The 22,789-nt window shown below is 73.2% G+C and carries 18 protein-coding genes; 13 read left to right on the forward strand and 5 right to left on the reverse strand.

From position 1 onward, the window contains the following. Window positions 1-309: 309 nt before the first annotated feature. From K7787_RS12555 to K7787_RS12565, 3 genes are all read left to right on the forward strand, one after another. Window positions 310-1,647, forward strand: coding sequence for a 6-phospho-beta-glucosidase (locus K7787_RS12555; protein ID WP_223001440.1), 1,338 nt, complete (start codon window positions 310-312; stop codon window positions 1,645-1,647). A gap of 332 nt (window positions 1,648-1,979) precedes the next feature. After that, entirely contained in the window at window positions 1,980-2,831 is an 852-nt protein-coding gene (locus K7787_RS12560) for a metallophosphoesterase family protein (protein WP_019984295.1), read from the forward strand. A gap of 4 nt (window positions 2,832-2,835) precedes the next feature. Continuing rightward, window positions 2,836-3,516 (forward strand): 4'-phosphopantetheinyl transferase family protein, encoded by a 681-nt coding sequence (locus K7787_RS12565; protein WP_019984294.1) that lies wholly within the window; start codon window positions 2,836-2,838, stop codon window positions 3,514-3,516. A gap of 127 nt (window positions 3,517-3,643) precedes the next feature. On the opposite strand, the gene K7787_RS12570 is transcribed toward K7787_RS12565, so the two are convergent. Further along, window positions 3,644-3,874 (reverse strand): hypothetical protein, encoded by a 231-nt coding sequence (locus tag K7787_RS12570; protein WP_019984293.1) that lies wholly within the window; start codon window positions 3,872-3,874, stop codon window positions 3,644-3,646. Window positions 3,875-4,038: 164 nt separating this feature from the next. Next, entirely contained in the window at window positions 4,039-4,695 is a 657-nt protein-coding gene (locus K7787_RS12575) for a helix-turn-helix domain-containing protein (RefSeq protein WP_009191563.1), read from the reverse strand. Window positions 4,696-4,920: 225 nt separating this feature from the next. Between K7787_RS12575 and K7787_RS12580 the strand changes: the two genes are divergently transcribed. The 9 genes from K7787_RS12580 (at window position 4,921) to K7787_RS12620 (ending at window position 18,545) form a co-directional block, all read left to right on the forward strand. Then, window positions 4,921-5,592, forward strand: coding sequence for an MmyB family transcriptional regulator (locus tag K7787_RS12580; RefSeq protein WP_009191564.1), 672 nt, complete (start codon window positions 4,921-4,923; stop codon window positions 5,590-5,592). 502 nt (window positions 5,593-6,094) lie between these two features. Then, window positions 6,095-7,093, forward strand: coding sequence for a LacI family DNA-binding transcriptional regulator (locus K7787_RS12585; protein WP_009191565.1), 999 nt, complete (start codon window positions 6,095-6,097; stop codon window positions 7,091-7,093). Between the two features lie 964 nt (window positions 7,094-8,057). Beyond that, complete coding sequence (locus K7787_RS12590; RefSeq protein WP_164389372.1) at window positions 8,058-9,407, forward strand: ABC transporter substrate-binding protein; 1,350 nt, start codon at window positions 8,058-8,060, stop codon at window positions 9,405-9,407. 6 nt (window positions 9,408-9,413) lie between these two features. Then, the gene (locus tag K7787_RS12595; protein WP_009191567.1) at window positions 9,414-10,376 is read left to right on the forward strand and encodes a carbohydrate ABC transporter permease; all 963 of its coding nucleotides are present in this window, start codon (window positions 9,414-9,416) and stop codon (window positions 10,374-10,376) included. After that, on the forward strand, window positions 10,373-11,254 hold the full coding sequence (locus K7787_RS12600; RefSeq protein ID WP_164389370.1) for a carbohydrate ABC transporter permease: 882 nt from the start codon (window positions 10,373-10,375) through the stop codon (window positions 11,252-11,254). Before K7787_RS12595 ends, K7787_RS12600 begins: the two co-directional genes overlap by 4 nt. A gap of 37 nt (window positions 11,255-11,291) precedes the next feature. Further along, a complete protein-coding gene (locus tag K7787_RS12605) occupies window positions 11,292-12,899 on the forward strand; it encodes a glycoside hydrolase family 13 protein (RefSeq protein WP_009191569.1) in 1,608 nt (535 codons plus the stop codon). A gap of 80 nt (window positions 12,900-12,979) precedes the next feature. After that, window positions 12,980-15,163: a discoidin domain-containing protein gene (locus tag K7787_RS12610; protein ID WP_223001441.1), complete on the forward strand. Its 2,184-nt coding sequence runs from the start codon at window positions 12,980-12,982 to the stop codon at window positions 15,161-15,163. Between the two features lie 247 nt (window positions 15,164-15,410). Further along, window positions 15,411-17,477 (forward strand): phosphocholine-specific phospholipase C, encoded by a 2,067-nt coding sequence (locus K7787_RS12615; RefSeq protein ID WP_223001442.1) that lies wholly within the window; start codon window positions 15,411-15,413, stop codon window positions 17,475-17,477. 237 nt (window positions 17,478-17,714) lie between these two features. Next, window positions 17,715-18,545, forward strand: coding sequence for an LURP-one-related family protein (locus K7787_RS12620; RefSeq protein ID WP_223001443.1), 831 nt, complete (start codon window positions 17,715-17,717; stop codon window positions 18,543-18,545). Between the two features lie 46 nt (window positions 18,546-18,591). Here K7787_RS12620 and K7787_RS12625 read toward each other — a convergent pair whose 3' ends face one another. Both K7787_RS12625 and K7787_RS12630 read right to left on the reverse strand, forming a co-directional pair. Next, complete coding sequence (locus K7787_RS12625; protein WP_223001444.1) at window positions 18,592-19,593, reverse strand: DMT family protein; 1,002 nt, start codon at window positions 19,591-19,593, stop codon at window positions 18,592-18,594. Then, window positions 19,590-20,387, reverse strand: a complete 798-nt coding sequence (locus K7787_RS12630) for a phosphatase PAP2 family protein (RefSeq protein WP_223001445.1) — start codon at window positions 20,385-20,387, stop codon at window positions 19,590-19,592. The genes K7787_RS12625 and K7787_RS12630 overlap by 4 nt, the downstream gene beginning before the upstream one ends. A gap of 225 nt (window positions 20,388-20,612) precedes the next feature. Between K7787_RS12630 and K7787_RS12635 the strand changes: the two genes are divergently transcribed. Next, window positions 20,613-21,227: a TetR/AcrR family transcriptional regulator gene (locus K7787_RS12635; RefSeq protein ID WP_164392212.1), complete on the forward strand. Its 615-nt coding sequence runs from the start codon at window positions 20,613-20,615 to the stop codon at window positions 21,225-21,227. Between the two features lie 207 nt (window positions 21,228-21,434). Here the strand turns inward: K7787_RS12635 and K7787_RS12640 are convergent, their stop codons facing one another. Then, window positions 21,435-22,568: a DUF2510 domain-containing protein gene (locus K7787_RS12640; protein ID WP_223001446.1), complete on the reverse strand. Its 1,134-nt coding sequence runs from the start codon at window positions 22,566-22,568 to the stop codon at window positions 21,435-21,437. Window positions 22,569-22,789 lie beyond the last annotated feature (221 nt).

Below are 22,789 nucleotides of genomic sequence, written 5' to 3' on the forward strand. Positions count from 1 at the left end.
GGATGGGGTTCGCATCGAACCATGTGCCGGGCCGTCAGGTCACCGTCTTCGGCCCACGCGTCCGGATCACGCCCCCGCCACCCCGCACGCCGCACGCGCCCCCGCCGCCCCGCACCGCCCCACGCGTCCCCGTCACCCCGCACCGCCGCACGCGTCCCCGCCGCCCCGCACCGCCGCACGCGTCCCCGTCACCCCGCACCGCCACCCCCGCGTCCCCGCCGCCCCGGCCCCGGCGGCGCGGGCCGCGCCCCGGCCGGCGAGTAGGGTGCGGAGCGGGCCGGACGGGCGGCGTGGCGGGAAGGTACGAGGGTGAGGCTGACGATTCTGGGCGGCGGCGGATTCCGCGTGCCGCTGGTGTACGGGGCACTGCTGACGGACCGCGTCGAGGGCCGGGTCACCGAGGTCGTCCTGCACGACGTCGACGCCGGACGGCTGTCCGCCGTGACCCGGGTCCTGGCCGAACAGGCCGCCGAGGTGACCGACGCCCCCGCGGTACGGGCCACCACCGATCTCGACGAGGCCCTGCGCGGGGCGGACTTCGTGTTCTCCGCGATCCGCGTGGGCGGCCTCGCGGGACGCGCCGAGGACGAACGGGTCGCCCTCGCCGAAGGCGTGCTCGGGCAGGAGACCGTCGGCGCGGGCGGCATCGCCTACGGCCTGCGCACTGTGCCCGTCGCCGTCGACATCGCCCGGCGCGCGGCCCGCCTCGCGCCCGACGCCTGGGTCATCAACTTCACCAACCCGGCCGGACTGGTCACCGAGGCCATGTCCCGCCACCTCGGCGACCGCGTCATCGGCATCTGCGACTCGCCGGTCGGCCTCGGCCGCCGGATCGCCCGGGTGCTCGGCGTGCCGCCCGGGGACGCGTGGATCGACTACGTCGGCCTCAACCACCTCGGCTGGGTGCGCGGGCTGCGCCACGCCGGGCGCGACCTGCTCCCGCGCCTGCTCGGCGATCCCGAGCTGCTCGGCTCCTTCGAGGAGGGCCGTCTCTTCGGCCCGGAGTGGCTGCGCTCCCTGGGCGCGATCCCCAACGAGTATCTGCACTACTACTACTTCAACCGCGAGGCCGTCGAGGCCTACCAGCGGGCCGAGAAGACCCGCGGCGCCTTCCTGCGCGACCAGCAGGCCGCGTTCTACGAGGGGTTGAACGACCCGGCGGCCCCGGCGCTCGCGGCCTGGAACCGCACCCGCGCCGAACGCGAGGCGACCTACATGGCCGAGAACCGCGAGGCGGCCGGGGCGGGGGAGCGCGAGGAGGACGACCTCTCCGGCGGCTACGAGAAGGTGGCCCTCGCCCTGATGCGGGCCATCGCCCGCGACGAACGCGCCACGCTCATCCTCAACGTCCGCAACCAGGGCGTCCTTTCGGTGCTGGACGCGGACGCCGTCATCGAGGTGCCCTGCCTGGTCGACGCCAACGGCGCGCACCCGGTCGCGGTCGATCCGCTGCCCGGCCACGCCACCGGCCTGGTTTGCGCGGTCAAGGCGGTCGAGCGCGAGGTGCTGACGGCGGCCGAGTCGGGCTCCCGGGCTGCGGCGGTCAAGGCGTTCGCGCTGCACCCGCTGGTCGACTCGGTGAACGTGGCCCACCGCCTGGTCGAGGGCTACACCCGGGTCCACCCGGGGCTGGCGTATCTCGGGTGACGGACGTGCGGGCGGGCGCAGGAGACCGCGCTCATGCCGAGGCGGCCGGCCGCTCCCCCGTACCGCGGCCGACCGCCCCGTCCCCCGTTCCCCCGTGATCCCCCGTGGCCCCCGCCCTGTTTCCCCCGTTCCTCCCCTCCCCGTCCCCCGTTCTTCTCCGCATCCCCACCCTTGAGAGTCGGCGGCGGCCTCCCTGATACACCCCGGACGGAAGGAATCCGCGGGGGGCGGTGATTCGGCCACGGTCGGCGGGGCGGACCTGGAACGCACTTGTCCGGATGTCGGCCGGTGTGTTGTTGTGGTGACCGACAGGTGCGTGACGGGGGGCCGGAGTGACGGGGACAGCGGGCGGCGACGGACGGCTGCTTGCCATCAGCGACCTGCACATCGGCTACCGCGAGAACCGCGACCTGGTCGAGCGGATGGAGCCGGAGTCGGAGGACGACTGGCTGCTGGTCGCCGGGGACGTCGCCGAGACCGTGACCGACGTCCGCTGGGCCCTGAAGACGCTGGCGAGCCGCTTCCGCAAGGTGATCTGGGCGCCCGGCAACCACGAACTGTGGACCCACCCGAAGGACACCGTCACCCTGCGCGGCGTCGCCCGCTACGACCACCTGGTCGAGGTCTGCCGCGAACTCGGCGTGACGACGCCCGAGGACCCCTACCCCCGCTGGCAGGGCCCCGGCGGCCCGGTGGCCGTCGCCCCGCTGTTCCTGCTGTACGACTACTCGTTCCTGCCGGCCGGCTGCGCCACCAAGGACGAGGGACTGGCCTACGCGAACGGCACCGGGATCGTCTGCAACGACGAGTTCCTGCTCCACCCCGACCCGTACCCGAGCCGCGAGGCGTGGTGCCGGGCCCGGGTCGCCGAGACCGAGCGCCGGCTCGCCGAACTCCCCGCCGACCTGCCGACCGTGCTCGTCAACCACTACCCGCTGGACCGGCACCCCATGGAGGTGCTCTGGTACCCGGAGTTCGCCATGTGGTGCGGCACCCGGCTGACCGCCGACTGGCACCGCAGGTTCCGGGTGACCGCCATGGTCTACGGCCACCTCCACATCCCCCGGACCACCTGGCACGAGGGCGTCCGCTTCGAGGAGGTCTCCGTGGGCTACCCCCGCGAGTGGCGCAAGCGGCCGGGACCGCCGGGCAGACTGCGCCGCATTCTCCCGATGGAGGGCTGAACCGGTGATCGATGAGCTGCTCCCGGACTCGGTGGTGGCCGTGGAGTCGTACGGCGGCGAGGAGGGCGTCCTGCCCCCGCTGTTCCCCGAGGAGGAGGCGGTCGTGGCGCGCGCGGTCGACAAACGCCGCCGCGAGTTCACCACCGTACGCGCCTGCGCCCGGCGCGCCATGGAGAAGCTCGGCGTACCGCCGCAGCCCGTTCTGCCCGCCGAACGCGGCGCCCCGGTCTGGCCGCAGGGCCTGGCCGGCAGCATGACCCACTGCGAGGGCTACTGCGCCGCGGCCCTGGTCCGCGCCACCGACCTGGCCTCCCTCGGCATCGACGCCGAACCGCACGGCCCGCTCCCGGACGGGGTGCTGACCGCCGTCGCCCTGCCCGCCGAGGCGCGCCGGCTGCGCACGCTCGCCGACCAGGACGCCGCCGTGCACTGGGACCGGCTGCTGTTCAGCGCCAAGGAGTCCGTCTACAAGGCGTGGTTCCCGCTGACCGGCAAGTGGCTCGACTTCATGGAGGCGGACATCGAGATGTACGCCTACCCCGGGACGCCTCATCTCGGCGCTTTCCGGGCCGAGTTGCTCGTCCCCGGCCCCGAGGTCGGCGGGCGCCGCGTCGCCGCCTTCCACGGCCGCTGGACGGTCGCCAGGGGCCTGGTCGCCACGGCGGTGACGGTCCCGTACGTCTGAACAGCCGCGCACCTCGGCGTCCGCACTGCTGGGCACCCGTGCCTGCGTCGCGCCCGGCCCCGGCGCCCCGGGCGGCTGCGCCAGGTGGCCGGGGCCGGGCGTCGTCATCGGCGGGGCGCCGGTCCGGTCAGGGCTTCGGGCACCAGTCGCCGAGCAGATCGAAGAAGGCCCCCTCGTTGCCCGCCAGTCCGGCCCGGGCCAGCGCCTGGTCCGCCTCGGCCAGGACGGACGGCGGGACGAGCGGCGGGCGGCCGGCCGCGGCCGGGGCGTCGAAGGCGGCGCGCACGGTGTGCAGCAGCCGCAGATAGGCCTGGACGGCGGTGCGTTCGTGGTCGGTCAGTACGGCGGCGGTCGGCATCGGTCGCTCTCCCCGGTTTCGGCGTCACACGGTCCCGCGCCCGGTTGCCCGACGACGCGGTGCCACCAGCTTGCCGTCCCCCACTGACAATGCCCCCGGACCGCGCTGCGGTTCGCCCGCCCGGCTCAGGGACCAGACGCCCGCGCCCGCGTCCCCGGCCGGCCTCAGGACTCGGGGCGCTTGACGCTCTCCAGGAGCATGTCCAGCCATTCGGCGACCTTGTCCCGGTGCTGGTCGGTGGGGAGTTGGGCGGCCCGCCAGGCGATGCCGCGCACACCGTGGTTCTGCAGCAGCCGCTCCAGCGGGTCGTCCGCGGCGGCCGCCGCCTCCCGCTCCCGGTCCGCGAGGCGTTGCAGCAGTTCCTGCTCGGTGCGCTGCAGGGCGCCGGCCAGCGCCTCGGGGTCCTCGGCGGTGAGGAAGCCCGCGTGCACGCGGAAGAACCGCTGGATGGCGTCGCAGTGCTCCATGGTGGGGCGCCGGTCGCCGTTGATGAGGGCGCCCGCCTGCTGGCGCGACATGCCCGCGCCGTCGGCGATCTCCTGCTGCGTGTAGCGCCGCCGGTCGGGCTTGAGCCGGGTGCGGCGCAGCAGATCCAGCCGTTGCAGGAAGCGGGCCTGCACGTCGGGTTCGCCCGCCGGCCGGCCGCTCAGCAGTTTCTTGATCACGGGTTCCGGCACGCCGCAGGCCACCGACAGGCGGGCGGCGTCGAAGACCTCCGCCTGCGGCACGCCCAGCCGGTCCGCGAGCGCGGTGACACGTGCGACGACCGCCGACAGGACAGCCGACGCCACGGTACCCGGATCCTCGATGCCATCCGTCACCGACAGATCTCCTACGTCTCTCTACAGACTTCTCACAGGGCAGGGTGCCGTGAACTTCCCGGAGAGTAGCCCGTTGCTCGAACTCACATCCAGGTCTCGCCACAACTGTGGCCAATTTCAGCCGTCGACCGGCATGAAATGCCACGATAGTTGACACGGTCCCGTCCGAACAGCAGGATCAAGGCGCCGCGTGAAGGCCGCAGAGGCAAGAGGGGTGACCTCCCGATGGCATTTCAGGCAGGAGGGCAGCGGCCGGCGCCGCAGCCCGTTCCCGTCAGTCCCGAGGCGCAGGCCTACCTGCAGGACTACGCCATGCTTCTGGAGGCCGTCTCCTTCCCGTCCTTCGTCGTCGACCACCGCTGGGACGTCGTCCTGACCAACGGCGCCTTCACGTCGCTCTTCGGCGGCGCGGGCCCGCACCCGACGGCCATGCCCGGGGACAACTTCCTGCGGTTCGTGCTGTTCCACCCGGAGGCGGGCGCCGTCCTCGGGGACCACGAGGCACGCTGGTGCCTGCCGATGCTGGCGCAGTTCGCGGCGACCGTGGAGCAGTGGGGGCACGATCCGGCCCTCCAGGCCATCCGCCGGGACATCGCCCAGGACCCCATCATGGAGGCCGCCTACCGGCACGGCGTGCCGCACTGGATCCGGGTCGTCGGTCCGTCGGCCGCGGAGCCGGACGGCGCGGTGCGGCCGCTGCTGCATCCCGATCCGCGCTGGGGCGCCACCGAGTGCCGGGTCGTCGAGGAGACCCCGGCCACGCTGCGGGAGTTCGGCTACACCCGGTTCACCCTGGTCCTGCGCGAGCCGCCCCGTCCGGCCCCGGCCCGGCACCGCCCGCGCCGCGTCCGCCGCCCGGCCGGCCACCTCAGCGTGGTGCCCACCCCCGAGTCCTGACGCCCGGTACCGCCGGCGTTCAGGTCGCCGACGGCACCGGGCGCCGGACCGGCCCTGACCGTCCTGCCCGGGCGGACGTGCCCGCCCGTACAGGCACGTCCGCCCGGGCAGGACGGGTCCGGGCGCGGCCGGGCAGGCCCGTCCGCCACCGGCCCGGCGGGGGCGCGCTCGCCGCGTCTTCGCCGCCCCTGGCCGGCCCTGCCCCGCCACGCCCCCCTGCATGCGGTAGTCCACCGCGGGGGCGCCACGGGCCGCGGCTCCCCGGCGGCGGTCCCTCGGCGCCCGCCTGTACCGGCCTGCCCGCCCCCGGTGGTGCCACGCCCCCGAGCGCGCGTCCCGCGGCCAACTTGCCGCAGCCGCAGTAGCAGCGGCCGGGCCACGCCCCCGAGCGCGCGTCCCGCGGGCCAGTGGTGCCACGCCCCCGAGGGTACGTCCCGCGGCGGTGAGCCGTGCCGCGCCGTTACGCAAGTAACTTGCGCAATCTTGCGCTACTCTTGCGTGCATGACGCGACGACTTGCGGAAGTGGCGAAGAAGGTCGGGGTCAGCGAGGCCACGGTCAGCCGGGTGCTCAACGGGAAGCCCGGGGTGTCCGAAGCCACCCGGCAGGCGGTGCTGTCCGCGCTGGACGTGCTCGGCTACGAGCGGCCGACGCAGCTGCGCGGTGAGCGGGCCCGGCTGGTCGGCCTGGTCCTGCCCGAGCTGCAGAACCCCATCTTCCCGGCCTTCGCCGAGGTCATCGGGGGCGCGCTGGCCCAGCTGGGGCTCACCCCCGTGCTGTGCACCCAGACCAAGGGCGGCGTCTCCGAGGCGGACTACGTCGAGCTGCTGCTGCAACAGCAGGTCTCCGGCGTCGTCTTCGCCGGCGGTCTCTACGCCCAGGCGGACGCGCCGCACGACCACTACCGTCTGCTGGCCGACCGCAACATCCCCGTCGTGCTGGTCAACGCGGGGATCGAACACCTCGGCTTCCCCGGCGTGTCCTGCGACGACGCGGTCGCCGTGGAACAGGCCTGGCGTCACCTCGCCTCCCTCGGCCACGAGCGGATCGGTCTCGTCCTCGGCCCCGGCGACCACGTGCCGTCCGCGCGCAAGCTGGCCGCGGCCCGCGCGCTCGGCGCCGAGCTGCCCGACGAGTTCGTCGCCCGCGCCATCTTCTCCATCGAGGGCGGCCACGCCGCGGCGACCAAGCTCATCGACCGCGGCGTCACCGGCTTCATCTGTGCCAGCGACCCGCTCGCCCTCGGCGTCGTACGCGCCGCCCGCCGCCGCGGCCTCGACGTCCCGGGGCGGATCTCCGTCGTCGGCTACGACGACTCCGCGCTGATGAACTGCACGGAGCCTCCGCTGACCACCGTCCGCCAGCCCATCGAGTCCATGGGCAAGGCGGCCGTGGAGCTGCTGAACGCGCAGATCGGCGGCAGTGCCGTACCGGCGGACGAGCTGCTGTTCGAACCGGAGCTGGTGGTGCGCGGCTCCACCGCGCAGGCCCCCCGCGACTGACCGACGCGGCCCACCGCGCCCAGGCCCATTCGGGCCCGGCGCCCGCCCCTGCCCGGGGTTCGGTGCCGTCCCCTGCTCGGGGTCCGGTGCCGCCCCCGTCCGGGTCCGGCGTCCCGCCTGGCCCGGGGTTCGGCGCCCGTCCCCGTCGGGGTCCGGCGCCCCGCCTGGCCCGGGGTCTGGTGCCGTCCCCGTCGGGGTCCGGCGTCCCGCTTGGCCCGGGGTTCGGTGCCCGTCTCCGTCGGGGTCCGGCGCCCGCCTCACCGGGGTCCGGCCGTCCGGCCCGCCCAGGTCCGCGCCCACCCCGCCTCAGGCGAAGCCCGTCGGCCCCGCATCCCCGGGCCCGCCCGGGCCTTCGCGCTTGGCCCCACGGGCCCGCGCGCCCGGCCCGCCCGGGCCTCCGGCACAGTGGGCCGGGCCCGCGTCCGGCCGGCCCGTTCGGGCCCTTGCGCCCGGCCCCACAGACCCGCGCGACGCCCCGCTTGGACCCATGTCCAGCCCGCCGGGCCCCACGCCCAGCCCCCGGGCCCCACGCCCAGCCCGCCGGGCCCGCATGCCCGGCCCGTCGAGGCTTTTGCGCTCGCCCCACAGGCCCGCGCAACGCCCCGCTCGGCCCCCACCCCCAGCCCTGCCCTCCGGGCCCGCGCGCCCGCCCCGCCCAGGCCCCTTCCAGGCCCCTTGTGCCCGACGCGCACAGGCGCCTGTGCCCGACCTGCTCAGGCCCCCACCTCCACTCCACCTCCACTCCACCCCCCACCCCACGCCCCCAGGCCCGTGACGCCCCGTCGCGGGCCTGTAATCGCTTTCCGCGTCCCTGCGTGCACCCCGCCGCGCCCCCAGCAAAGCCCCGTCTCGAAGATCCCGCCCGCTGTCAAATAATTTCAGTTTCTGCGCGAGATCTTGCGCATAGCCCTCACCGGTGCTTGAGTGTGCCGCGCCCACCGCTCCTGCCCAGAGGGGTCCACCGATGAGAAGTACCGGGTTCCGCCCTGCCGTCGCCGCCCTCGGCGTCTGCGCCCTCGCTCTCGCCCTGACGTCGTGCGGTTCGGACGACGACGACGCCGCGAGCGGCAAGACCCGTATCACGGTCAACTGCGAGCCGCCCAAGAGCGCCAAGGTCGACCGGAAGTTCTTCGACGAGGACACCGCGTCCTTCGAGAAGCAGAACCCGGACATCGACGTCACGCTGCACGACGCGTTCCCCTGCGAGGACCCCAAGACCTTCGACGCCAAGCTGGCCGGCGGCCAGATGGAGGACGTGTTCTACACGTACTTCACCGACGTCAAGCACGTCGTGGACACCGGCCAGGCGGCCGACCTGACGCCGTACGTCAAGGAGTTGAAGAGCTACGGCACCATCCAGCAGCAGCTGCGCGACATCTACACCGTCGACGGCAAGGTCTACGGCATCCCGCGCACCGGCTACTCGATGGGCCTGATCTACAACAAGAAGCTCTTCCAGAAGGCCGGCCTCGACCCCGAGAAGCCGCCGACGACGTGGGAAGAGGTCCGCGCCGACGCCAAGAAGATCGCCGCGCTCGGCGGCGGCACCGTCGGCTACGCCGACTACAGCGCCCAGAACCAGGGCGGCTGGCACTTCACCGCCGAGATGTACTCCCAGGGCGGCGACGTCGTCAGCGCCGACGGCAAGAAGGCCGCCGTCGACACCCCCGAGGGCCACGCCGTGCTGCAGAACCTGCACGACATGCGCTGGACCGACGACTCCATGGGCAGCAAGCAGCTCCTCGTCATCAACGACGTCCAGCTGCTCATGGGCTCGGGCAAGCTCGGCATGTACCTGGCCGCCCCGGACAACATCCCGATCCTGGTCAAGGAGAAGGGCGGCAACTACAAGGACCTCGCCCTCGCCCCCATGCCCGGCGGCAAGGGAACCCTCGTCGGCGGCGACGGCTACATGTTCAGCAAGAAGGACACCCCCGCCCAGATCCGGGCCGGACTGAAGTACCTCGACCACATGTTCCTCACCCCCGGCAAGGGCTTCCTCGGCGACTACGCCCGCGCCAAGAAGAACGACGCGCCCGTCGGCCTGCCCGAGCCGCGCCTGTTCACCGGCGCCGCCGACGCCACCGACCAGCAGGTCAAGAAGGCCAACGCCAACGTCCCGGTGGACAACTACCAGTCCTTCCTGGACGGCAACCAGAAGCTCCAGCTGAAGGTCGAGCCGCCCAACGCCCAGCAGATCTACTCCGTCCTCGACGGCGTCGTCTCCGCGGTCCTCACCAAGAAGGACGCCGACATCGACCACCTGCTCGAGGACGCCTCATCGAAGATCGACGGCATCCTGGCCCGGAGCTGACCGACCATGACGAAAACGGCCGAGCGGCGGCCCGCCCAGGCGAAGGCCGTCCACCCGGTACCGGCGCCGCCCCCGGCAGGGGACCGGAGGCGGCGCCGCCTCGCCGAGCAGGCCCGCGCCTACGCCTTCCTCCTCGGCGGACTGATCTGCTTCGCCCTGTTCTCCTGGTACCCGGCGATCCGCGCCGTCGTGATCGCCTTCCAGAAGTACACGCCGGGCAACCCGCCCGAGTGGGTCGGCACCGCCAACTTCACCCACGTCCTGCACGACCCCGAGTTCGCCGCCGCCTGGCGCAACACCCTCACCTTCACGGTGCTCGCCCTGCTGATCGGCTTCGCCGTGCCGTTCGTCCTGGCCCTCGTCCTGAACGAACTGCGGCACGCCAAGGCCTTCTTCCGGGTCGTGGTGTACCTGCCGGTGATGATCCCGCCGGTGGTCAGCGCCCTGCTGTGGAAGTGGTTCTACGACCCGGGCGCCGGCCTCGCCAACGAGGCGCTGCGCGCCCTGCACCTGCCCACCTCGAACTGGACCAACGGCACCGACACCGCGCTGGTCTCCCTGGTCCTGGTGGCGACCTGGGCCAACCTCGGCGGCACCGTCCTGATCTACCTGGCCGCCCTGCAGTCCATCCCCGGCGAGCTGTACGAGGCCGCGGAACTGGACGGCGCGAACCTCCTCCAGCGCGTCCGCCACGTCACGATCCCGCAGACCCGGTTCGTGATCCTGATGCTGATGCTGCTCCAGATCATCGCCACCATGCAGGTGTTCACCGAACCCTTCGTGATCACCGGCGGCGGCCCGGAGAGCGCCACGGTCACCGTCCTCTACCTCATCTACAAGTACGCCTTCCTCTACAACGACTTCGGCGGCGCCTGCGCGCTGAGCGTCATGCTCCTCGTGCTGCTCGGCGTCTTCTCCGCGGTCTACCTCAGGCTGACCCGGTCCGGCTCCGGCGAGGAGTACGCATGAGCAGCGCGACCCGCACCCTCGTCTCCCCGGCCACCCTGGCCCGTCCGCGCGGCAAGGTCCTCTACTGGACCGTCTTCGGCGCGGTCGTGGTCCTGTTCACGCTGGCCTTCCTCTTCCCCGTCTACTGGATGGTGACCGGCGCGGCCAAGTCGCCGGACGAGGTGGCCCAGACCCCGCCCACCCTGGTCCCCGAGCACTGGCACACCGGCGCCTTCACCGACGCCTGGGACCTGATGCAGCTGCCGCGGCACCTGTGGAACACCGTCGTCCAGGCCGCCGGCGCCTGGGCCTTCCAGCTGGTGTTCTGCACGGCCGCCGCCTACGCCCTGTCCAAGCTGAGACCGGCCTTCGGCAAGGTGATCCTCGGCGGCATCCTGGCCACCCTGATGGTCCCGGCCCAGGCCCTGGTGGTGCCGAAGTACCTGACCGTGGCCGACCTGCCGATCCTGCACACCAGCCTGCTCAACGACCCGCTCGCGATCTGGCTGCCGGCCGTCGCCAACGCCTTCAACCTCTATCTGCTCAAGCGGTTCTTCGACCAGATACCGCGCGACGTGCTGGAGGCCGCCGAGATCGACGGCGCGGGCAAGCTGCGCATCCTGTGGTCGATCGTGCTGCCGATCTCCCGGCCGGTGCTCGGTGTCGTGTCGATCTTCGCGCTGGTCGCGGTCTGGCAGGACTTCCTGTGGCCGCTGATGGTCTTCTCCGACACCGACGAACAGCCCATCAGCGTCGCCCTGGTGCAGCTGTCGCAGAACATCCAGCTGACCGTGCTCATCGCCGCCATGGTGATCGCCAGCATCCCGATGGTCGCCCTCTTCCTCGTCTTCCAGCGGCACATCATCGCCGGGATCAGCGCGGGCAGCACGAAGGGCTGACACCGCCCCTTCGCACCGACACAGAAAGGCAGGCACAGTGGGACAGCCCACCCATGCCCGAAACGGCCGCGACGACGCCGACTGGTGGCGCGACGCCGTCCTCTACCAGGTCTACGTCCGCAGCTTCGCCGACGGCGACGGCGACGGCACCGGCGACCTCGCGGGTGTCCGCTCCCGGCTGCCGTACCTCGCCGAACTCGGCGTGGACGCGCTCTGGTTCAGCCCCTGGTACCTCTCCCCGATGAAGGACGGCGGCTACGACGTCGCCGACTACCGCGCCATCGACCCGGCCTTCGGCACCCTCGCCGAGGCGGAGAAGCTGATCGCCGAGGCCCGCGAACTCGGCATCCGCACCATCGTCGACATCGTGCCCAACCACGTCTCCGACCAGCACCCCTGGTTCCGCGCCGCCCGCGCCGCCGCCCCCGGCGCACCCGAGCGGGAACTGTTCCACTTCCGGCCCGGCCGCGGCGAGCACGGCGAACTCCCGCCCAACGACTGGACGTCCGAGTTCGGCGGGCCGGCCTGGACCCGGCTCCCGGACGGCGAGTGGTACCTGCACCTGTTCGCGCCCGAGCAGCCCGACGTCAACTGGGCCCACCCGGCGGTCCGCCGGGAGCACGAGGACATCCTGCGCTTCTGGTTCGAACGCGGCGTGGCGGGCGTCCGCATCGACTCGGCCGCCCTGCTCGTCAAGGACCCCGACCTGCCCGACTTCACCGAGGGCCAGGACCCGCACCCCTACGTCGACCGGGACGACCTGCACGACGTCTACCGCTCCTGGCGCCGCCTCGCCGACGAGTACGGCGGTGTCTTCGTCGGCGAGGTGTGGCTGCCCGACAGCGAGCGCTTCGCCCGCTATCTGCGCCCCGACGAACTGCACAGCGCCTTCAACTTCGCCTTCATGTCCTGCCCCTGGGACGCGGACCGGCTGCGCACCTCCATCGACGAGACCCTCGCCGAGCACGCCCCCGTCGGCGCCCCCGCCACCTGGGTGCTGTGCAACCACGACATCACCCGCACCGTCACCCGCTACGGCCGCGCCGACACCGGGTTCGACTTCGCCACCAAGGCCTTCGGCACCCCCACCGACCTGGCCCTGGGCACCCGCCGGGCGCGCGCCGCCGCCCTGCTCTCCCTGGCCCTGCCCGGCGCGGTCTACGTCTACCAGGGCGAGGAACTCGGGCTGCCCGAGGCGGACATCCCCGTGGACCGCATCCAGGACCCGATGCACTTCCGCTCCGGCGGCACCGACCCCGGCCGCGACGGCTGCCGCGTCCCGCTGCCCTGGACCGCCGACGCGCCCCACGCCGGCTTCGGCTCCCGCGGCGAACCGTGGCTTCCGCAGCCCGCCGACTGGGCCTCGTACGCCGTGGACCGCCAGGCGGACGACCCGGACTCCATGCTCAGCCTCTACCGGCGGGCGATCCGGCTGCGCCCGGTGTTCGGCGACGCCCCCCTGACCTGGCTGCCCGCCCCCGACGGCGTCCTCGCCTTCACCCGCGCCGAGGGGACCTGCTGCGTGGTCAACCTCGGCGCCGAACCCTATGAACTGCCGGACCACTCCCGGCTCCTGCTGGCCAGCGGCCCGCTGGACGCGGCCGGCCGGCTCCCCGAGGACACGGCGGTCTGGCTGCGCGCCTGACCACGCGGCCGGACCGCCGTACCACCCCGCATCACCCCGCACAGCGCTATCCCCGCAACCCCACTCGAAGGGATCAGCACATGCACGGCACCCGCACGTCCCAAGCCGCCCGGCGTCTGCCGGCCGTGGGCGCCGCCGTCGCCCTCGCCGCCGGCATGCTCGTCACCCTCACCGCCCCCGCCGCCCACGCGGCGGCGGGCGCCGCCCTGCCGTTCACCTCGGTCGAGGCCGAGACCGCCACCACCAACGGCACCCGGATCGGGCCCGACTACACGCAGGGCACCCTCGCCTCGGAGGCCTCCGGCCGTCAGGCCGTGCGCCTGTCCGCCGGACAGCGCGTGGAGTTCACCGCACCCCGCGCGGCCAACGCGGTGAACCTCTCCTACAACGTCCCCGACGGCCAGTCCGGCACGCTGAACGTCTACGTCAACGGCGTCAAACTCGACAAGACCCTCGCCGTCACCTCCAAGTACTCCTACGTGGACACCGGCTGGATCGCCGGCGCCAAAACCCACCACTTCTACGACAACGCCCGCCTGCTGCTCGGCCGCAACGTCCAGGCCGGCGACAAGATCGCCGTCGAGGCGGCCAACGTCCAGGTCACCGTGGACGTCGCCGACTTCGAGCAGGTCGCCGCCGCGGCCGCGCAGCCCGCAGGATCGGTCTCCGTCACGTCCAAGGGCGCCGACCCCAGCGGCCAGGGCGACTCCACCCAGGCCTTCCGCGACGCCATCAACGCCGCCCAGGGCGGGGTGGTGTGGATCCCGCCGGGCGACTACCGGCTGACCTCCGCGCTCGGCGGCGTGCAGAACGTCACCCTCCAGGGCGCGGGCAGCTGGTACTCCGTCGTGCACAGCTCCAGCTTCATCAACCAGGGCAGCTCGGCGGGCAACGTCCACCTCAAGGACTTCGCGGTCATCGGCGAGGTCACCGAACGCAACGACTCCAGCCCCGACAACTTCGTCAACGGCTCCCTCGGCGCGAACTCGTCCGTCTCCGGCATGTGGATCCAGCACCTCAAGTGCGGGCTGTGGCTGACCGGGACCAACGACAACCTGGTCGTCGAGAACAACCGCATCCTCGACACCACCGCCGACGGGCTCAACCTCAACGGCAACGCCAAGGGCGTCAAGGTGCGCGGGAACTTCCTGCGCAACCAGGGCGACGACTCGCTCGCCATGTGGTCCCTCAACGCCCCCGACTCCAACAGCAGTTTCGAGAACAACACGATCAGCCAGCCCAACCTCGCCAACGGCATCGCGATCTACGGCGGCACCGACATCACCGTCCGGAACAACCTGATCTCCGACACCAACGCCCTCGGCAGCGGCATCGCGATCTCCAACCAGAAGTTCATGGACCCCTTCAACCCGCTCGCCGGCACCATCACCGTCGCCGGCAACACCCTCGTGCGCACCGGCGCGATCAACCCCAACTGGGGCCACCCGATGGGCGCGCTGCGCGTCGACTCCTACGACAGCGCAATCAACGCCACCGTGAACATCACCGACACGACGATCACGGACAGCCCCTACAGCGCCTTCGAGTTCGTCTCCGGCGGCGGCACCGGCAACCCGGTCCGCAACGTCACCGTGAACGGCGCGACCGTGAAGAACACCGGCACGGTCGTCGTCCAGGCCGAGACCCAGGGCGCGGCGACCTTCCGCAACGTCACCGCCACCGGCGTGGGCGTGGCCGGGATCTACAACTGCCCCTACCCGGCGAACTCCGGCAGCTTCGCGCTCACCGACGGCGGCGGCAACTCCGGCTGGAACACCACCTGGTCGGACTGCTCCAGCTGGCCGCAGCCCGGCCAGGGCAACCCGGACCCCGACCCGAACCGCAACCTCGCCAAGGGCCGCCCGGCCACCGCCACCGGCTCGCAGGACGTCTACACGCCCGGCAAGGCGGTCGACGGCGACGCGAACAGCTACTGGGAGTCCGCCAACAACGCCTTCCCGCAGTCCCTCACCGTGGACCTCGGCTCCAGCCAGAGCGTGCGCCGGCTGGTGCTGAAGCTGCCCCCGTCCTCGGCCTGGGGCGCCCGCACCCAGACCGTCGCGGTGCTCGGCAGCGGCGACGGATCGACGTACACGACGGTGGCCGGCGCGCAGGGCTACCGCTTCGACCCGGCCACCGGCAACACCGTCACCGTGAACCTGCCCAGCGGCACCAATCTGCGCTACCTGCGCCTGACCGTCACCGGCAACACCGGCCGGCCGGCGGCCCAGTTCAGCGAGGTGGAGGCCTACGCCACCCCGTGACCGGACGGGCCGGGTCCCCGCCGGACCCGGCCCGCGCGCCCTGGCGGCCGGGCGCCGCCCCTCCACAGCCGGGAGGGGCGGCGCCCGGCCGTGCGCGTGGCCGGAACGTGTCGCCGCACGTACCGCTCGCCTTCACACGGGCGACACCGCACCCTTCCCCCGCGTTCGGTGCTCTTGGAACACTCGCTGCGCACAGCACACAGTCCCACCCGGCCGTCCGTGCGTCAGGATGAGAGGTCCTTCCCCCATGCCGTCACCCACGCCCGAAGTCAACCGGCGCCGCTTCCTGCAGATCGCGGGCGCGACCACCGCGTTCACCGCTCTCTCCGGCAGCATCCAGCGGGCCGCCGCGCTGCCCGCCAACCGTCGCACGGGGTCGATCGAGGACGTCGAGCACATCGTCGTCCTGATGCAGGAGAACCGCTCCTTCGACCACTACTTCGGCACCCTCAAGGGCGTGCGCGGCTTCGGCGACCCGCGCCCGGTCACCCTGCCGAGCGGCAAGAGCGTCTGGTACCAGACCGACGCCGCCGGCAAGGAGATACCGCCCTTCCACCCCGACGCCGATGACCTGGGCCTCGCCTTCATCCAGGACCTGCCGCACGGCTGGAACGACGGCCACGCCGCGTTCGACGGCGGCCGCTACGACAAGTGGGTGCCGTCCAAGGGCAGCACGACGATGGCGTACCTGACCCGCGACGACATCCCCTTCCACTACGCGCTCGCCGACACCTTCACCGTCTGCGACGCCTACCACTGCTCGTTCATCGGCTCCACCGACCCCAACCGCTACTACATGTGGTCCGGTTACGTCGGCAACGACGGCCAGGGCGGCGGCCCCGTCCTCGGCAACGACGAGGCCGGCTACGGCTGGACGACGTACCCCGAGCGGCTGGAGAAGGCGGGCGTCTCCTGGAAGATCTACCAGGACGTCGGCGACGACCTCGACGCCGCCGGCGGCTGGGGCTGGATCAACGACGCCTACCGCGGCAACTACGGCGACAACTCCCTGCTGTACTTCGACCAGTACCGCAACGCCCAGCCCGGCGACCCGCTCTACGACAAGGCCCGCACCGGCACCGACGCCCGCAAGGGCGAAGGCTACTTCGACCGGCTGAAGGCCGACGTCCAGGGCGGCAAGCTGCCCCAGGTCTCCTGGATCGTCGCCCCCGAGGCCTTCACCGAGCACCCCAACTGGCCCGCCAACTACGGCGCCTGGTACGTATCCCAGGTCCTCGACGCGCTCACCTCCGACCCGAAGGTGTGGGCGAAGACCGCCCTGTTCATCACCTACGACGAGAACGACGGCTTCTTCGACCACCTGGTGCCGCCCTTCGCGCCGGCCTCCGCCGACCGGGGCCTGTCCACGGTCGACGTCACCCAGGACGTCTTCAAGGGCGACGCCGGCCACGTCGCCGGACCGTACGGGCTCGGCCAGCGCGTGCCGATGCTCGTCGTCTCGCCCTGGAGCAAGGGCGGATACGTCTGCTCCGAGACGTTCGACCACACCTCGATCATCCGCTTCATCGAGCGCCGCTTCGGCGTGCACGAGCCCAACATCTCGCCCTGGCGGCGCGCGGTCTGCGGCGACCTGACCGCCGCCTTCGACTTCTCCAGCGCCGACGCCCGGCCGGCCGCCCTCCCGGACACCACCGGCTACCGGCCGCCGGACAAGAGCCGCCACCCCGACTACGTGCCGGTCCCGCCCGCCCAGGGCGCCCTGCCGAAGCAGGAGCGAGGACAGCGCCCCACCCGCCCCCTCAAGTACGCCCCCGTGGTGGACGGTTCGGCGAACACGGCGACCGGGAAGTTCCAGCTGACCTTCTCCTCGGGGGCCGGCGCGGGCGCCGCGTTCCTCGTCACCTCCGGCAACCGCACCGACGGCCCCTGGACCTACACCACCGAGGCCGGCAAGAGCGTGTCCGACGCCTGGAACTCGGTCTACTCCGGCGGCTCCCACGACCTGACCGTGCACGGCCCCAACGGCTTCCTGCGCGCCTTCCGCAACCCCGGCAAGGCCGCGGGCCCGGAGGCGGTCGCCCGGTACGCCGGCGACGACATCGAGCTGACCTTCACCAACCAGGGGGCATCCACGGTGACGTTGAAGGTGGTGAACGGCTACGGCGGGCAGACCACCGCCGTCAAGGTCACGCCCGGCGCCACGGTGCGCCGCCGCTTCTCCCTGACGGCGAGCGGACGCTGGTACGACCTGACCGTCACCTCCGACACGGACGCGGGCTTCCTGCGGCGGTTCGCCGGACATGTCGAGAACGGCCGCCCCGGCGTGAGCGATCCGGCCATCGCCACCCGCTGACTTAGGGCCTCTCGTTTGGATCAGGCCGGGCTCGCGGGGTCTGGCACCGCACCTCGCCGCGTTGTCGTCGGTTGCCATGGCTCCGCCATGACGCCCTCCTCCGCCTTGCGATGCACGGCACCAGACCCCGCTCCCTGATCCGGCCTGATCCAAACGAAAGACCCTAGCCCCCCGGGGCGCACCGGCGGGAGCGATGACAGCGGTTGCTTTCCGGCCGGCTCGCGGTAGTGTGCCCCGGTGACCACGCATTCGAACACACCTGCAGGCTGGTACCCCGATCCGCACGGTGCGGCCCAGACCCTGCGTTACTGGGACGGCGCCCAGTGGACCGAGCACACCCACGCCGGCCAGCAGGCCCCCGCGGGCCCGCAGGTTCCGCCGCAGACGCCGGCCCAGGCCGCTCCCGACGCCCGGGTGCAGCGCCAGGTGCAGGAGCAGGCCGGCGTCGCCGGCGCCGGCACGGGCGGCGGCTCGCTGTTCAGCGAGCCGGTGCTCGTGGTGAACCAGAAGGCCAAGCTCATCGAGCTGACCAACGAGTACAAGGTCTTCGACCAGAACGGCAACCAGATCGGCGCGGTCACCGAGGTCGGCCAGAGCGCGCTGAAGAAGATCCTGCGGTTCGTCTCCAGCCTCGACCAGTTCATGACGCACAAGCTGGAGATCCGGGACGGCTACGGCCGGCCCGTGCTGGTGCTCACCCGGCCCGCGAAGATCTTCAAGTCCCGGGTGATCGTGTCCCGTCCGGACGGCTCGCAGGTCGGCGAGATCGTCCAGCAGAACGTCTTCGGCAAGATCAACTTCGCGATGAACGCGGGCGGCCGGCAGGTCGGCGCGATCAAGGCGGAGAACTGGCGCGCCTGGAACTTCGCGATCGTCGACCACGCCGGCAGCGAGGTCGCCCGGATCACGAAGACCTGGGAGGGCCTGGCCAAGACCATGTTCACCACCGCGGACAACTACGTCCTGCAGATCCACTATCAACTGCCCGACCCGCTGCTGAGCCTTGTGGTGGCGACGGCGCTCACCGTCGACACCGCCCTCAAGCAGGACTCACGCGGCCTCGGCTGACCGGCCGGTCACCCCGGGGCACCGGCCACAGCGTCGATGGCCCCGGTCACAGCGGAGTGAGATGCCCCGGTCCGGACCGCCGCGACCGGGGCAGCAGCGCGGGCTCCGGCGACGCCGACTCCGGCTCCAGGGCCAGGACGGCGGCCACGGGGTGCGCCTCGGGATCGCCGTACTGCGCGGACGCCGGGCCGTCGGACTCGTCCCGGTCGGCGAGACCGGCCGCCGCGGCGGGCGGGGTCGCCCGCGAGAGTTCCACCACGCCCCACGAGGCGAGGGCCGCCCCGGCCAGCGCGCACAGCACGCCCCGCACGCCCCCGTGCAGCCCCTGGCCGAGCAGCGTCAGACCGATCACCGCGGCCGCCACCGGGTTGGCCAGCGTCACCACCGCGAGCGGCGCGCCGAGCCCGCCCCGGTAGGCGGTCTGCGACAGCAGCAGCCCGCCCACCGCGAACGCCGCGACGAGCAGCGCCACGACGATCACCCGCGCGCTGAGGAGCGGCCCGGTGTGGTCGGTGGCGGCCACCGTGACCGTCTGGGTGAGCGCGGAGGCGACCCCCGAGGCCAGCCCGGACGCGGTCGCGTGCCGCAGCCCCGGCCGCGCCCCGGGCCGGGAGAGCGCCCCGATGAGGACGGCCGTCGCACCGGCCACCGCCAGCGCCTCGGCCGGGCTCAGCACCTGGTGCGGGGCCGGTCCGGAGGCCGCGAGCAGCAGCGCGCCGAGCCCGAGCAGGGTGAGCACCGTGCCGCGCCACTCGGCCGCGACGACCCGCCGCCCGGCCAGGCGCGCCCCCATCGGCACGGCCGCCACCAGCGTCAGCGCGCCGAGCGGCTGGACCACGGTGAGCGGGCCGTACTTGAGGGCCACCACGTGCAGCAGGGCCGCGGCGCCGTTCAGCGCGACGGCGCACCACCAGGCGCCCGAGCGCAGCAGCCGCAGGGCGCCGGCGTCCGCCGCGCGTGAGGCCAGGCGCTCCTGGGCGACGGCCGCGGCGGCGTAGGCGACGGCCGACACCAGCGACAGGAGCACGGCGAGCAGGGCGGCGCTCATCGGGCCGCCCCCACCAGGACGTTGTCCTCGGCCGGCACGGACTGGGCCGGGATCCGGCCGACGGCGGCCGGGGTGTGCCGCGGTCGCGGGACGACCGCCAGCGTGAGGCCGAGCAGCGCGGCCGCCACCAGGGCGTCGAGCCAGTAGTGGTTGGCGGTGCCCACGATCACCAGCAGCGTGAACAGCGGGTGCAGCAGCCACAGCAGGCGCCACCGGGAACGGGTGGCCGCGATCAGCGCGATCGCCACCATCAGCGCCCACCCGAAGTGCAGCGAGGGCATCGCCGCGAACTGGTTCGAGAGGTGGTCGGTCCTGGGCGGCCCGTAGACCGAGGGGCCGTAGACCCGGGCGGTGTCGATCAGGCCGGCCGCGCCGAGCATCCGGGGCGGGGCGAGCGGGAACGTGAGATGCAGCACCAGGGCCGCCGCGGTCAGCGCGGCGAGCACCCGGCGGGTCCACACGTAGTGCGCCGGGCGGCGCAGGTAGAGCCAGACCAGCAGGCCCGCGGTGGCGGGGAAGTGCACGGTCGCGTAGTAGGTGTTGGCGATGTGCACGAGGGTGTCGCCGTGCAGCAGCAGGGACTGCACCGAGCCCTCGCCGGGCAGATGGGCCCAGCGCTCCAGGCGCCAGACGCGGTCCGCGTCGTGGAAGGCCTCGCCGGTGTGGTCGGCGGCCAGTTGCCGGCCGAGTTTGTAGACCAGGAACAGGCCCGCGACGAGCAGCAGCTCGCGTATGAGCGCGGGACGCGCGGGCCTGCCGGGCTCCGCTGCGGCGGCCTCGGTTCGGGATGTCATGCCCCGGCCCCTTCGCTGGCGGTGTACGTGTGTCCGGCCCCTGCCGGCCCGGTCGGGCGGCACGCTCGGACGAACTCATCGATACGGTACCGTACCGATACGGCAGTGTACCGATACGTCGCAGTACCGGTACACTGGCGTATCGATCGATGTACGTCACACCGGCGCGCCACACTGGAGGCGACCGGCCCGCACCACGATCACGAGCGAGCGAGGAGAAGAGCGATGGCATCGCAGGCCGCGGACGGACCGGACACGGTTGTCGCCTCGCGCCGCTCCAAGATCACGCCCGAGCGTGAGCGGGAGTTCTTCGATGCCGTGCTGGAACAGATCCGCGAGTGCGGGTACGACGCCGTCACCATGGAGGGCGTCGCCGCCACCACCCGGTGCAGCAAGTCCACGCTCTACCGGCAGTGGAAGAACAAGACGCAGTTCGTGGTGGCCGCGCTGCGCGCCAACCGGCGGGCCCGGTTCGCCGGGATCGACACCGGCTCGCTCGCCGAGGACCTGCGCCGGGCCGCGCGGGCCGCGGGGGAGTGGTCGGGCAAGGACACCCGGCTGCTCCAGGCGCTCGGGCACGCGATCACGCAGGACCCGGAGCTGAAGCGGGCGCTGCGCGAGACGCTGGTGGAGCCGGAGGTGGCCGCGCTGCGGGAGATCCTGCGGCGCGGGGTCGAGCGCGGCGAGGTCCGCGCCGACAATCCGGCGCTGGAGTACGTCCCCGCGCAGATGTTCGGCGTGCTGCGCATCCGTCTCGTGCTGGACGGGGAGTACGCCGGCCCGGACTACATGGTCCGGTTCGTGGAGGCCGCGGTGCTGCCCGCGCTCGGCCTCGACTAGAAGACCCAGGCCGCCGTCCGAGGGATGACTGGACGGCGACCTGCGCGCGCCGCACCGTGGGGACGGGGGCGGCGCCACCCGGCCGGGCGGGGTCCCTCTGGAGCGGAGAGGGACCCCGCCCGGCCGACGTTCTCCCGGGCGGCCCGGACGGTCCGCGCGGGCTGTCCGGGCCGCCCGGACCGGGTGGTACGGGCGGCCCGGGACGCGTCACACGTTCTGGCCGCTCCCGCCGCCCGAGGACTCCTTGATGCCGCGGGTGATCTCGTCGATGACCGACTGCCCCTGCTCGACGTCCACGCCGAAGCGGACGACGACCATCAGGCCCGGGTTCCCCGGCGACGGGAAGGCCAGCGACTCCACATACCCGTCGGACCCCTTGGCGGTGACCGCCTTCCAGCGCACCAGGTACCCCTTCTGGCCGGCCACGGTGACCGCCTTCGAGGCCAGCACCTGGTGCGACGATATGCCGCCGTAGGCCTTGCCGTACGACTGGTCGGCGTTGGTCGCGATGTCCGCCTCGGCCACCTGCCGCGCCGTGCCGACCGCGGGCGCGGGCGAGGAGTAGGCGCCACCCTTGTTGCAGCTCAGCGAGGTGTCGCCGGGGCACTTGTAGGTGTCGGAGGAGTTGACCTGGGCGCCGCTGCCGTTGGCGAACTGCTGGCCGTACCAGCCGCTCGGGACGGGCAGGCTGATGCCGCTCGCCGGGTCCGCCACCGACCCGCTCTTGATCTTCGGCGGCTCGGACTGCTCCGGGGCGGGCGCCTGGCCCCCCGAGCCGCCCGACCCACCCGAGCCGCCCGCACCACCGGAGCCGCCGGACTCCCCGGACCCGCCCGAGCCGCCCGGGTCCCCGAAGCCGCCGCTGCCGCCGGAGCCGTCGCCGCCGAAGGGGCCGCCCTGGCCGCCGGACCGGCCGCCGCCCTGCCCGCCCGGGACCTGCCGGGAGGCGGCCCGGTCGCCGCCGCCGTCGTCCTTGGTCAGCGCGTACACCCCGACCCCGATGCTGGCCAGCACCGCGGCGGCCACCGCCACGGCGATGCCCGTGCGCAGCCCGCGGCGCCCGGCGGGCGCGGGCTGCCCCGGGTACGCGGGATACCCCGGCTGCGCCGGATGGCCCGGGTACCCCGGCTGCCCCGGAGCGGCCGGCTGCCCGGGGCCGCCCTGGTACGCCGGGTAGGGGCCCGCGGCGGGCGGCTGCGCCGGCGGACCCCACGCGGCGGCCGAGCCGGCCGGGCGGGTCCGGTCCGTCCATGCCCCGCCGTCCCACCAGCGTTCGGTGGCGGGGCCGTCACTTGTCTGCCCCGGGTCGGGGTACCACCCGGGAGGAGTCACCTGCGTCATGTCCCCACCGTATGAGGCGTCCGTGAAAGAGGTATGAGAGGCCCCCGCCCGGCGGGACCGCCCCCGCCCCGCCCCCTGAGCCGCTTCGCGCCCCACGGGATGCTTCCCCCCCCCGGGTACGCCACCGCTCGCGGTGCGCCGCGCCTCCTGTCCTTGCGCGCCGCCGCCTGCCGTGCGCCGCGCCTGCCGCCGCGCACGTCACCGTCCGCGGTGCGAGGCCC

Origin of the sequence: Streptomyces sennicomposti (genome assembly GCF_019890635.1) — a bacterium.
GTDB classification, from domain to species: Bacteria; Actinomycetota; Actinomycetes; order Streptomycetales; family Streptomycetaceae; genus Streptomyces; species Streptomyces sennicomposti.